7 protein-coding genes are annotated in these 13,173 nt (G+C 45.7%); 2 read left to right on the top strand and 5 right to left on the bottom strand.

The genetic code is table 11. From position 1 onward, the window contains the following. Positions 1 to 967: 967 nt before the first annotated feature. Positions 968 to 4,546 carry a pyruvate:ferredoxin (flavodoxin) oxidoreductase gene (nifJ, locus tag FO447_RS04570; RefSeq protein ID WP_200757903.1) on the bottom strand — a complete coding sequence of 1,193 codons (3,579 nt, stop codon included), beginning with the start codon at positions 4,544 to 4,546 and terminating at the stop codon, positions 968 to 970. A 176-nt stretch (positions 4,547 to 4,722) separates the two neighbouring features. Next, complete coding sequence (locus FO447_RS04575; protein ID WP_117727939.1) at positions 4,723 to 5,913, bottom strand: ATP-binding protein; 1,191 nt, start codon at positions 5,911 to 5,913, stop codon at positions 4,723 to 4,725. A 168-nt stretch (positions 5,914 to 6,081) separates the two neighbouring features. Between FO447_RS04575 and FO447_RS04580 the strand changes: the two genes are divergently transcribed. Beyond that, complete coding sequence (locus FO447_RS04580) at positions 6,082 to 7,242, top strand: hypothetical protein (protein WP_200757905.1); 1,161 nt, start codon at positions 6,082 to 6,084, stop codon at positions 7,240 to 7,242. A gap of 199 nt (positions 7,243 to 7,441) precedes the next feature. Beyond that, positions 7,442 to 8,734: a serpin family protein gene (locus FO447_RS04585; RefSeq protein WP_200757907.1), complete on the top strand. Its 1,293-nt coding sequence runs from the start codon at positions 7,442 to 7,444 to the stop codon at positions 8,732 to 8,734. Between the two features lie 98 nt (positions 8,735 to 8,832). On the opposite strand, the gene ligA is transcribed toward FO447_RS04585, so the two are convergent. The 3 genes from ligA to FO447_RS04600 form a co-directional block, all read right to left on the bottom strand. Beyond that, positions 8,833 to 10,803 carry an NAD-dependent DNA ligase LigA gene (gene ligA / locus FO447_RS04590; protein WP_200757909.1) on the bottom strand — a complete coding sequence of 657 codons (1,971 nt, stop codon included), beginning with the start codon at positions 10,801 to 10,803 and terminating at the stop codon, positions 8,833 to 8,835. A gap of 52 nt (positions 10,804 to 10,855) precedes the next feature. Beyond that, positions 10,856 to 11,386 (bottom strand): GNAT family N-acetyltransferase, encoded by a 531-nt coding sequence (locus FO447_RS04595; RefSeq protein ID WP_006846667.1) that lies wholly within the window; start codon positions 11,384 to 11,386, stop codon positions 10,856 to 10,858. A gap of 232 nt (positions 11,387 to 11,618) precedes the next feature. Next, on the bottom strand, positions 11,619 to 12,917 hold the full coding sequence (locus tag FO447_RS04600) for a CobW family GTP-binding protein (protein WP_200757911.1): 1,299 nt from the start codon (positions 12,915 to 12,917) through the stop codon (positions 11,619 to 11,621). Positions 12,918 to 13,173: the final 256 nt, after the last annotated feature.

Raw genomic sequence — 13,173 nt, forward strand, 5'->3', positions numbered from 1 at the left:
ATGAAAAGCAAGAAAAAGACTCGGAAGTAGCTGAAGAAATGAAAAGGGGTCATTTGGTGTCAATGTCATTTAGGGTCATTTGAAAAAGTAAATGTCACTTTGCTGCTATAGTATATATAAATATATATTTATATATATCTATAGTGACTTTTTTACTCTCGGAAAACATAATGACCCTAAATGACTTTGACCTAATGACCCACTAAGTGTAATGCTTGAATTGGTTGTTTGTTAGTGTATTTGATAGTTCTAAATTGCTTGTATATGAGATGATTACGAAAGTTTATGTAAGTTGTGCTTTATTTGTATGTGTATAATAATAATCTACATATTCTGGTGTGGAATACTGCACGCTGTACCGCTCAGGTACTCATTTCCTATATCCCAATTCATTGTATTTGTCAAAAATACCTACCTTTGGAGCATGATTTCGAGTCAGAGGAGGTGCATTTTTCACTCTTAGTAGAGGGGTTAAAACATCATCCTACCCCTCATATTTTGCTTTTTTTCTTCGAAAACTCACTAAAAAGCACTGATTTTTGCCTCTTTTGGTTTCTGTTTTGGGTAGGTAAGGATAATTTACATTGCTCAGTCTGATTGCGCTTCTTGCTCCGTTTCTTTTAGCGGATTAAAAATCCGCAATAGTTCGATCTGTACGGTTGAAATTACCCAATACACCCTGAAAGGGCAGAAGTTCATAATTACCCAGGGCGATGCCCTGGCCTAAGAGCTTTTGGGCTTTCAGCCCGTCTTATACCACATGTGAATGTTCTGTTTTCTTAACAAAAGTATTCTAAATTGCCCCTAAAGAACTCAATTTTAAAATCATGATTTTTCCCTATGTTTCATCTCTTATTTCCAATTTTTACATGAATATGGAGCATTTTTAAACAAAAAAGACCTTGATTGCAGAACGCAACCAAGGTCTTCGGAGATTATATATTTAACCTATTGAAATCTCGCTAGATTAGATCTGCTCGCTCCAGTCCTCCTGGCTCTTACGAACGTAAGTCTGGTAACGGAGCTTAGCCATCTTCTCTGCCTGAGAGAAGAGCTCATCAGCCTCCTTAGGGAATGCCTTCTGTACAGAGAGGTAACGAACCTCACCGAGCAGGAAGTCGCGGAAGTTCTCCCAGTTAGGAGCCTTAGAGTCGAGTGTGAATGGGTTCTTACCCTCATCAGCCAACAGTGGGTTGTAACGCCACAAGTGCCAGTAACCGCACTCAACAGCCAACTCTTCCTCGTGCTGTGAACGACCCATACCGCCCTTACGCTTCAAACCGTGGTTGATACATGGTGCGTAAGCGATGATGAGTGATGGACCTGGATAAGCCTCAGCCTCGCGGATAGCCTTCAATGTCTGAGCATTGTCAGCACCCATAGCTACCTGAGCTACGTAGATGTAACCATATGTAGTCTGCATCAAACCGAGATCCTTCTTACGGATACGCTTACCCTGAGCAGCGAACTGTGCGATAGCACCGAGTGGAGTAGACTTAGAAGACTGACCACCAGTGTTAGAGTAAACCTCAGTATCGAGTACCAGGATGTTAACATCCTCACCAGAAGCCAATACGTGGTCGAGACCACCGTAACCGATATCATAAGAAGCACCGTCACCACCGATGATCCACTGTGAACGCTTAACGAGGTAGTGATCCAAAGTCTTGAGCTCCTTGCAGATAGGGCAACCCTTCTCAGCGCAAGCAGCGATGAGAGGCTTCAACTCTGCAGCAGCCTCCTTAGAACCCTCAGAATCGTTCATGTTAGCCATCCACTTGTCAGCAGCAGCTACGAACTCAGCAGAAACCTTCTCGCTAGCCTTAGCCTCCTCGAGCAAGTGAGCGATACGCTCCTTCATCTTCTTGTTACCCATTACCATACCGAGACCGAACTCGCAGAAGTCCTCGAACAATGAGTTGTCGAATGCAGGACCCTGACCCTTAGCGTTCTTTGTATATGGAGTTGATGGGATAGAAGCTGAGTAGATAGAAGAACAACCAGTAGCGTTAGCAATCATCTGACGATCACCGAAGAGCTGAGAAATCAACTTAACGTATGGAGTCTCACCACAACCAGAGCAAGCACCAGAGAACTCGAACAATGGCTGAGCGAACTGAGAGTTCTTAGGGCTCTGCTTGATGTCAACGAGATCCTGCTTAGAAGCTACCTTGTGTACGAGGTACTCCCAATTAGCTGCTTCCTTGATCATATCCTCTGCGTCTACGTTGAATGGAACCATTGTCAACGCCTTCTCACCCTTCTTACCTGGGCAGACGTCAGCACAGTTACCACAACCCAGACAGTCGAGTACTGATGTCTCGATGCGGAAGTGCATACCAGCCAAAGCCTTAGGTGCCTTTACATCCTGAGTCTCGAGACCCTCGATGCCTGCAAGCTCCTCGTCGGTCAATACGAATGGACGGATAGCTGCGTGAGGACAAACGAATGAACACTTGTTACACTGGATACAGTTCTCTACGTTCCATACTGGTACGAATGCCTCAACACCACGCTTCTCGAATGCTGAAGTACCGTTCTGCCATGTACCGTCAACTGTGTTGTGCTTAACGAAGTCAGAAACCTTCAAGAGGTCACCTGCCTGGCCGTTGATAGGACGAACGAGCTCCTTAACGAATGCTGGAGCGTTATCCTCCTTAGCCTCATCGTCAGCGAGGTTAGCCCAAGCTGGATCTACTGTCAACTGCTTGTACTCACCACCACGGTCAACAGCGCCGAAGTTCTTGTCAACAACGTCCTGACCCTTCTTAGAGTAAGACTTAACGATGAATGCCTTCATCTGCTCTACAGCGAGATCCAAAGGAATAACCTCTGTGATACGGAAGAATGCAGACTGGAGGATGGTGTTGGTACGGTTACCGAGACCAATCTCCTGAGCAATCTTAGTTGCGTTGATATAGTAAACAGTGATGTTGTTCTGAGCGAAGTAACGCTTTACCTTGTTAGGGATGAAGTTAACCAACTCCTCACCGTCGAAGATAGTGTTCAACAGGAAGAAACCGTTCTTACGCAAACCACGTGTTACATCGTACATGTGGAGATAAGCCTGTACGTGGCAAGCTACGAAGTTAGGAGTATTTACCTGGTATGCGCTGTGGATAGGGCTGTCGCCGAAACGCAAGTGAGAGCAGGTGAAACCACCAGACTTCTTAGAGTCGTAAGAGAAGTATGCCTGGCAATACTTGTTAGTATTGTTACCGATAATCTGAACTGAGTTCTTGTTAGCACCAACAGTACCGTCAGCACCCAAACCGTAGAACTTAGCCTCGAACAAGTCGTCGCCACCCATTGGGATCTCCTCCTCTTCTGGGAGAGAAGTGAATGTAACGTCATCAACGATACCTACAGTGAAGTGGTTCTTTGGCTGTGGCAACTCGAGGTTCTTGAATACAGCAACGATCTTAGCTGGAGTTGTATCAGAAGAACCGAGACCGTAGCGACCGCCAACGATCAATGGCTTGCGCTCGTCATCGTAGAGAGCTGACTTAACGTCGAGGTACAATGGCTCACCCTCTGCACCTGGCTCCTTAGTACGGTCGAGAACAGCGATGCGCTTAACAGTAGCTGGGATAACCTTCTTCAGGAAGTCAACAGAGAATGGACGGTACAGGTGAACTGCAACCATACCAACCTTCTTGCCCTGCTTGTTCAAGTAGTCGATAGCCTCGCGAGCTGGCTCTGTAGCAGAACCCATCAGGATGATGATGTTCTCAGCATCCTCAGCACCATAGTAGTTGAAGAGGTGGTACTCACGGCCAGTGATCTTAGTCATCTCCTGGCAGTACTTCTCTACTACCTCAGGGATTGCATCGTAGTAAGTGTTGCAAGCCTCACGGTGAGTAAAGAATGTCTCTGGGTTCTCAGCGGTACCGCGAGTAACAGGACGCTCAGGAGTCAAAGCACGGTTACGGAAGTCCTCGATGAACTCATCCTTAACCAATGGACGGATGTCTTCCATATCCATCTCCTCGATCTTGTGGTACTCGTGAGAAGTACGGAAACCGTCGAAGAAGTTAATGAAAGGAACCTTTGTCTCCAATGTAGCCAAGTGAGGAACTGCAGAGAGGTCCATAACCTCCTGAACAGAACCTGAGCAGAACATAGCGAAACCTGTCTGGCGGCAAGCCATTACGTCCTGGTGGTCACCGAAGATACAAAGTGAGTGAGAAGCCAATGTACGAGCTGATACGTTGAACACGCAAGGGAGCAACTCACCAGCAATCTTGTACATGTTAGGAATCATCAGCAACAAACCCTGAGAAGCAGTGTAAGTTGAAGTCAAGGCACCAGCCTGGAGAGAACCGTGAACTGCACCGGCAGCACCAGCCTCTGATTCCATTTCCTGGATAGAAACTCGCTGACCGAAAAGGTTCTTACGACCTTTGGCAGCCCATTCATCTACATGCTCCGCCATTGGTGATGATGGAGTAATAGGGTAGATAGCAGCAACCTCAGTAAACATGTAGCTTACGTGTGCGGCAGCTGTGTTACCATCACAAGTGATAAATTTTTTCTCTTTAGCCATTTTACTTTTAGATAAAATATTAAAAATGTTTTGTATTTAATTCATTCTTATTCTAATGTTCTTATTCTAATGTTGAGTGTTGAATGTTGAGTGTTGAGTTAGGCTTGCGCCCTTATGTGTCTTCATGCTGATGCCGTTAGGCAATTCAACATTCAACACTCCACATTCAACATTCCCTAATAAAGGAACCCCAGAAGCCATAACGGAATCCTGTTGTCCTTGCCTACCTCGGTATTGTATCGGGCGTAGATGATGTCGGGATTGTTGCGCACCTTGTTTGGAGATTGCGCATCGCAGATTCTGAACTTCTTCTCACCATCTACAATGAAGTAATGGTCCTTGCCGGTCTGGCTTACCTTGTGGTCTTTCCAGACCGAGTTGACGAAGAATGTTTCCATTACCTCCTGCTTGTCTATCTTGATAGGATAGATGGCGTACATCAGGTTGGAGTTGTGCATCATCACCTTGGATGGTTTCTTTGGGAACTCCTGCCCGGTAGGGTAAATCATGTTGATGAGTCGCGCATCAGCAAGATACTTGATGTAGTTCATTACCGTAGCTCTACTGGTGTTGATCTCTTCGGCAAGCTGGCTCACGTTGGGAGCCTTGGCACCTTCTACAGCTAGCTGATAGAAGAGCCGCTTGATCTTGGTGAGATATTTCAGTTCGATTTGCTTGATGAGGAGGATGTCTACCTCGGTCATCATGTTCATTGTCTTTAGTAGATTCTCTGTGAAGTTGCGGTTCTCCAGGAAGAATGGATAGAATCCATGATGCAAGTAGTCCTGGAAGTATTTCATCGGGCTCACCTTAGGTAGTATCTGCTTGATGATGTGCTCGTGATTGCGCAAGATTTCATCGAGTGTATATGGCTGGAAACTGTTGCCAGTCTGCAGGTTGATAAACTCTCTGAAAGAGAAGCCTCGCAAATTATAGCTTTTCACGATTCCATTGAGCTCAGGATTCTCTTCCTTCAGTCTCATCACGCTGGAACCTGTGAACACGATTCTTAACTCTGGATAGAGGTCGTAGCATTTGCGCAGCTCCTTGCTCCAGTCCGACTGCTTGAAGACCTGGTCGATGAGAAGGGTTCTGCCGCCGTGGCGAACAAAGTCACCGGCAAAATCTGCGATTCCTCTGCTTTGAAAATAGAAATTGTTCATATTCACATACAGGCACTTGCGGTCAGTAGGGCCAAAGTGCTCCTTGGCATATTGAAGGAGGAATGTAGACTTACCTACACCGCGTGTTCCCTTTATGCCAATCAAACGGTCGCTCCAGTCGATTTCGTCCATCAGAGTGCGTCTTACTGGTGCGTCCGTATGCTCTACGAGGTATGTATGTGTTCTGAAGAATGCTTCTTCCATGAGTTTATATCGTTTCTAATTGTTTTTACGATGCAAAGGTAATTAAATATTTCTAATTTGCAAACTCTAGATAGCAAAAAGTAACTTTTTTTTCATTATTTAGCACTTGTCTAAGTAAAAATGGGGATTTTCTGCCCTTTTTTGCACTTTTCTTTATATCTTTGCACCATGAAGTTATATATTTTCAATCCAGAACATGATTTGGCTTTGGCTGCAAATCTGAAACAGTTCACCGCGCCTCATGCGGGTAGACAACTTAGAAGTGATCTTGCTTTCATTCCGGCTCTTTGGGCGGGAGAGGGCGACCTCGTACTTGTGGATGATATTGATTTTGCGAAGAACAGGGTGCGCCATTTTGGGGCTGAACTGAACAGCAAGGTTGAGTTCATCACCAAGCCTCAGCTGAAGCATCTGCTCAAGACTGAATTTCTGGACAGTGTTCATCCCTGGGGATGGAACCTGTCGCTGAAAGGTGAGTTGGAGCGTTTGGGAATGCCGGAGATTATGTTGCCGACTGATGCTTTATTAAATAAGGTACGCGAGGTGAGCAGCAGGCAATGGGCTGCCCTTCATCTGCAGCGAGGCGTGGAATATGTTACTGAGACGACCCGCGTCAAAGAACTTATTCTCCAGCACGGCAAAGCTGTTGTCAAGGCTCCCTGGAGCAGCAGCGGGAGGGGAGTGAAATATGTAAGTGCTGAGGACTTCAGAACAGCCGGAGATTATCCTACCTTCGAAAGATGGGTGGCAAACATGATTTATCATCAGGGCGGCGTAACCGTAGAACCTTTATATAATAAGGTGAGAGATTTCGCCATGGAGTTTGAAATGAAAGACGGTAAGGTGCTCTATCGCGGTCTTTCGCTCTTCGATACGATCAAGAACGCCTATTCGGGCAATGTGCTCTGCTCTGAAGATGATAAGGTGGAAATGATGAAACCGCTCATTAGCGAGGCGCAGCTTGTCGGAATCAGACAGCGCATCATCGAGGTAATGGAGCCGGCGCTGAAGGATATTTACAGTGGTCCGTTCGGCGTTGACATGATGATCTGCACGAAAGGGGAGAAGGATGAATTCTGCGAGGCTGTGCTGAATCAGGAAGGTGAGGACGAAAACAGAACCGGACTGGGCGTGGTTCCTTGCATTGAAATCAATCTGCGCAGAACGATGGGTCATGTGGCAATCGATCTATACGAACATCTTGTAGCTCATTCGAGCGATGAGATGAAGACCAACAGGACGAACATCATGCGCGTGGAATATGATGGAAACAGATATCATCTCAGAATAAAGCCTGGCAGACCTTCGGAAGAGGCACCGCTGCATTGATTTTTTTGTAATGAACATAGATGTTTTTGTTAAGAAATAGTAAAATCGGCTTTTCCCGTGCAAGGATTAGCCGATTTTTCATTTTATCTTCAGAACTCACGATTCAGATTCCGATTCGGGAACTGCCTTTTAAAGAGGAACAGTCCCTTTGGGTTCAGGAGCGTTGAGTCATTAAAATGAACTAATAAATTAGAGAAATATGAACAAGAAAGTATTTAGTGCAGCTGTTTTAGCTTCAGCTGCAATGGCAATGACTTCTTGCAGCACTAGCAAGAATGCACAGAATGAGAACGCAACAAAGGCTGAGAAGATAACGGAGGCAGAGGCTGCCCGTCCGTCAGCAGATGAGGAAATGGACGAGAGTTATCTTATTCTCTCAGAGGCTCAGCAGAACATCGTGAAGAAGAATAATGATTTCGCTTTCAGACTCTATCAGCAGATCAGCGGCATGGATTCTGAGGTGGTTTCGCCAATGAGTATCGCCTATCTGATGGGAATGCTTGCAAATGGTGCCGACGGCATGACTCAGCAGGAGATTCTGAAGGCAATCGGTTGCGAGGGCGTGAGCGTGAAGGAACTCAACGACTGTTATAAGGCGCTGATGCTTTCGGCTGGCAAGCTCGACAAGCAGACAACCGTAAATATTGCCAACTTTATCGCTATCAACAAGAATTTCACATTGAACAGCGATTTCGCTCACACCGTGGCCGATTCTTATCAGGCTGGCGTGGAGAGCATGGACTTTACCTCTCCTAAATCTGCCACTCGTATTAATGACTGGTGCAAGAAGCAGACTAAAGGCATGATTCCTAGCATCATCGACCAGGTAGACCCTGCAGCCGTTTCTTACCTTCTGAATGCTATTTATTTTAATGGAATCTGGCAGGAGAAGTTTGATGCGAAGAACACCCGCCTCGAGAACTTCAGCGGTTACACCCGCGATATTAAGAAGGTGAACATGATGCACCAGAACAAGAAGTTTGCCTATACTGAAAATGATATGTTGCAGGCTGTAGAGCTGCCATACGGAAATGGAAGTTATCAGATGACCGTTCTTCTTCCTAAGGCTGGCAAGAGCATCAGCGAGGTGATGAAGGAGATGAATGCTGATAAACTTCAGAAGTTGAGTAATGACATGGACCGTTGCCAGGTAGATTTAAAATTCCCTAAGTTTACCACAGAGATGGATTTGTCGCTCAACCAGATTATCAGTAAATTGGGAGCTCCAAGCATCTTCCAGCCAGGTACGGCAGATTTCAGCCGTTTTGCCAATGGCAGCTTCTACGTATCGAAGATGTTGCAGAAGGCAAAGATTGAGGTAAGCGAGCGTGGAACAAAGGCTGCTGCCGTAACTGCTGCTGTGATGCTGACCTCACTGGATCCTAACGAGATGAAACGTGTAGAATTTCATGCCAACCGCCCATTCGTTTATTTCATTACAGAACGTAACAGTGGCGCCATTCTCTTCATGGGTCAGTTCCTGGGAGAATAATAACAGAGAATTTGCAGGTTCTTAAAACTAGAAAAGAGAAAGCCAAGTCCGTAATCCGGAATCTGGCTTTCGCTTTTTATTTCGCTTTATTCACTTGTTTACTCCTGAAACTTTTCTATGAACTCATCCTCAGTAATGATTGGAATATTGAGTTCATGGGCTTTCTTGTTCTTCGAACTCTGCGAAGCTGCATCGTTGTTAATCAGGAAGTTAGTACTCTTGCTCACGCTTCCCGTAACTTTGCCGCCCTGGCTTTCAATATAAGCCTTCAGCTCGTTGCGGTTCTTGTAATGATACACATCTCCCGTTACGACGAAAGTCAGCCCTTGGCATTTATTTCCCGTTTCTACAGGCTCCTGCTCCTCGATAATCAGCTCGGACAGCAGATGCTGCACATGCTGGAAATGAATATCGTCCTTGAACCAGGCGATAAACTTGGCACTCTTTTCAGGTCCAATGCCATCAATGCTTGCAAACTCATCATCAAACATGCTCAGGCGCGCTGTTTCTATCAGTTCCTTCACCTTGAAACGGCTGAGCAGTTTTTTAGCCACATCGCCGCCGCAGAGCGGAATATTCAAGGCGTAGAGCAGATGACGGCCGTCAGTATGGCGGCTTTTCTCTACACTCTCCAGAAGATTGCTTACGCTCTTCTTGCCAAATCCTTCGAAACAGGAAATCTCGAACGCATAATTCTTCAGTTTGTAGAAATCTGCATATTCCCTGATAAAACCATGATTGATGAATTTCCAGACAGTCTGTTCTGAGATTCCGTCAATATTGATTCCTTCCTTGCTGACGAAGCGGGCAAATTTCTTAAGTTGTTTGGCTGGGCAGGCTGCATTGGTGCAATGGAGAGTCTTGGTGCCGCTCTCACTCTCACGCACTACGGCAGGAGCATGGCAGACCGGACATTCGTTGGGAATGACGAAACTCCCCACAACCTCTGTAATATTGATTACCTTCGGGATAATCTTATTGGCCTTGATGACCTGCAGTCTGGTTCCCTTGTCGCCAATGCCCAGACGCTCGCATTCGCTTACATTGCAGAGCGAGGCACGCTGCACGGTGGTTCCTTCCAGTTCTACCGGTTTGAAAACAGCTACAGGCGTGATGGTGCTGGCTGCGCACGACCATTCGATGTGGTCGAGTTCTGTCTCTGCATGCTCGTCTTGCCATTTGAAGGCAAATCCTGCCCTCGTAGCGTGGTGGCCTGTAACCGACCCCGTAGCTGCATAAGCCGTATCATCGTAACAAATCACCAGTCCGTCTACCGGGAAAGGATTCTTCTTGCTTGTCACCTTCTCCGTAAACTTGTCTATTTCCAGCTGGATATTTTCTGTGGTAGGGTGGTCAATACGCTCTCGTTCTACAGGATTCATTCCCAGGTCTTTCAGCATCTGCATGCGTTCGCCCCATGAGGTAAGTTCCCGCTCAGTATAAACCAGGGTGAACGGAATCCATTGGATGTGGCGCTGCTTCACCTCATCAATATCCTTCAGCGTGAGTGAGCCTGAAGCGAGGTTTCGTGGATTGGCGTAATCGCCTTCGCTTTCGATGATGAACTGTTCGAAATCAGTATACGAAATGACGGCTTCTCCTCTTACTACAAGATGTCCTTTCTCTGAAATGGTAGCAGGAATGCCTGAAATGGCTGGAGCCAAGTGGGTAATGTTGGTGCCGATGTGTCCGTTACCGCGGGTAACGATTTTGGTGAGTTTTCCGCCGTCATAGGTTACTACGAGGGTCAGTCCGTCCAGTTTCCATGAAATCCAGATAGGGCGGTCTTCTGCCCATTTTACAAGATCACTTACCTGTTTGGTCTTTGCCAGAGAGAGGGCGGCAAATTCATGCTCCTCTTTCTTTCCTACGATAGAATCTTCTGACACGCGATTAGTAGGGGAGTCAGGCAGAATTTCGCCTGTTTCCTCTTCCAATCTCTTGAGCTGGTCGAAAAGGGCGTCCCACTCATAGTCGGTCATGAGTTCGCCTTTTCCGTTATAATAACTATCCGAAGCTTGGTTGAGTCTTTCAACCAAGCTCTTCATCTGCAATAGTTTCTCTTCCATAATGAATGTTTGAGGATGTTTATCAAATGTTGTGTTTTTCGATGGTAAGAAATTATTCTGCAGGTTCCATGGCTATGGAGAGTTTTTCAAAGGCGAAACGCTGACCTCTGTTTCCTCCATAGTTTACACGTCCGCAGATGCAGAAACCCATCGAAGACAGAAGGTTAATCATCGGCGTATTGTCAAAGTTGGTGTCAACCTTGATGCTAGGTATTTTTTCTACCTCGCACATGCTGTTCACCTTACTGATGAAAATACGCGCCAAACCTTCACGCTGGAAACTAGGCAACGTGGCAAAGCGATGTATTACATAATAATCGCCATCAGTAATCCAGTTGCCTACTAATTTCTTATATTTGGGTTCACCATTCAATATGACTGCTCCATAGACAACTACCTCTTCGTTTACTGTCAGAACGAAGGCGTTGCCATTTTCTATGTCTTTTCTGATGTCTTTTTCTGATGGATATTCCTCAGTCCATTGGTGACGTCCCGATTCTATCATACTTTGGCGAGCCTGGTCGATGACTTTCCAGCAAGCAGCAAAGTCCTTTATATACGCCGGTCTGAAGTTTGTCTTCATATTTAATTACGCTTTTATTATTCGGGTGCAAAATTAACAAAAAAAACGAATTAAACTAAAAAACGGAGGAAAAACTTCACTTTTTTGTTCGTTTTCCTCCGTTTTTCTTGTTTCCTGCTCATTTTGAGCTGTTTTTCCTTTGCTTTTTGCTAAGAACTGGGCAGAATAAGATTCTGCAATATTTGTTCTGAAGATAGACTTCTGTTCTGCTTGTCTACTTCTTTAATCTGTTTTATGCCAAGCACTTGTCGAGCTCAGCAATGATAGCATCTTTCTGCTCCTTGATATGCTGACCGATGAATACGATTTTTATCATGCGGTCGCCCAATTCCTGATCCCATTCCTTCTGCAGCTGTGGGTTATTCATCAAGACCTGGGCGAGTTCGTCTTTCGGCATGGTAGCCAACCATTGGCCAGCCTGCTTTACAGTCTTCTGCTTGCCAGCCTGTTCGAACACGTAGCACATGTCGCGCTCATCATCGAAATAGCAGATTCCCTTGGCGCGAACCACGTCTCTAGGCCATTTTCTTGCTACGAAATCATCGAAGAGACCCAGGTCGAAAGGCTTGCGACGATAGTAAACGAAGGTGCCGATTCCGTATTCCTCAACTTCTCCGCCTTCATGATCATGGTCATGATCGTGGTGATGATGATGGTGATGGTGCTCATGCTCATCGTGGTCGTGGTCATGGTCATCGTGGTCATGATGATGATGCTCATGTTCGTCTTCCTCGTCATGATCGTGATGATGTTCATGTGCTTCTTCTTTATCATCTTCTTCATGCTCTTCGTTTCTTTCTGATTCAATCTCCTGAATCCAGCCGGCCGAAGTGGCTACGGTTTCCCAATCAAACTTCTTGGTGTTGACGATCAGATTCAAGTCAACGTCACCATAGTTGCATTCAAAGATTTCTGCCTTAGGCTGGATGGCACGGATAATCTGCTTCAGGTGCTCCAGTTCCTTTGGTTCAACCTCTGCAGCCTTGTTCAGAAGAATGATGTTGCAGAACTCAATCTGCTGGATGACGAGAGAAGCCAAATCTTCCTCATCCATATTCTTCTTCATCAGGTCGCTGCCGTTGGAGAATTCATCCTTCATACGCAAAGCATCTACTACGGTAACGATGCTGTCAAGGCGCAGAATGCCATTCTCGATGTACTGAGGACCGAGGGATGGGATAGAGCAGATGGTCTGTGCAATAGGAGCAGGCTCGCAGATTCCGGAAGCCTCGATGACGATGTAATCGAAACGCTTCATGTCTACGATTTCCTTGAGCTGTTCAACCAGGTCCATCTTCAATGTGCAGCAGATGCAACCATTCTGGAGAGAAACGAGCGAATCATCTTTCTGACCTACTACGCCACCTTTTTCTATCAGGGCTGCATCAATATTGACTTCACCAATATCGTTGACGATGACGGCAAACTTAATACCTTTTTCGTTAGCTAAAATCTTGTTGAGAAGGGTTGTCTTTCCACTACCCAGGTAGCCTGTCAAGAGCAATACAGGCACTTCCTTCTTTGTGTTCATATTAAAATATTTTAATGTTATACTTCTTAAACCCAGTCTGCTGATAATGCTGCTTTCTCGGGCAGCTGTCATCTGGCAGTCTGACGGTTTTGCGAAACTGCAAAGATTGTGCCACACCTTATTTTTTTGCCATCTTTTTTTCGTACACCCCTTTTTGTCAGTTATCTTGTGTTATTTTTAGGTTATATTTCATGTTTTTCTCATTTTTCTTTGGTGGTTTCAACTAGAAATAGTATATTTGCAGAGAAAATGTGTT

It is taken from the genome of Segatella copri (genome assembly GCF_015074785.1).
GTDB lineage: Bacteria > Bacteroidota > Bacteroidia > Bacteroidales > Bacteroidaceae > Prevotella.

Bases quoted from the DNA above. Each gene is read 5' to 3' on its own strand.
- FO447_RS04585 (WP_200757907.1), top strand. From the start codon at position 7,442: ATGAACAAGAAAGTATTTAGTGCAGCTGTTTTAGCTTCAGCTGCAATG.
- FO447_RS04595 (WP_006846667.1), bottom strand. From the start codon at position 11,386: ATGAAGACAAACTTCAGACCGGCGTATATAAAGGACTTTGCTGCTTGC.
- ligA (WP_200757909.1), bottom strand. From the start codon at position 10,803: ATGGAAGAGAAACTATTGCAGATGAAGAGCTTGGTTGAAAGACTCAAC.
- FO447_RS04600 (WP_200757911.1), bottom strand. From the start codon at position 12,917: ATGAACACAAAGAAGGAAGTGCCTGTATTGCTCTTGACAGGCTACCTG.
- nifJ (WP_200757903.1), bottom strand. From the start codon at position 4,546: ATGGCTAAAGAGAAAAAATTTATCACTTGTGATGGTAACACAGCTGCC.
- FO447_RS04575 (WP_117727939.1), bottom strand. From the start codon at position 5,913: ATGGAAGAAGCATTCTTCAGAACACATACATACCTCGTAGAGCATACG.
- FO447_RS04580 (WP_200757905.1), top strand. From the start codon at position 6,082: ATGAAGTTATATATTTTCAATCCAGAACATGATTTGGCTTTGGCTGCA.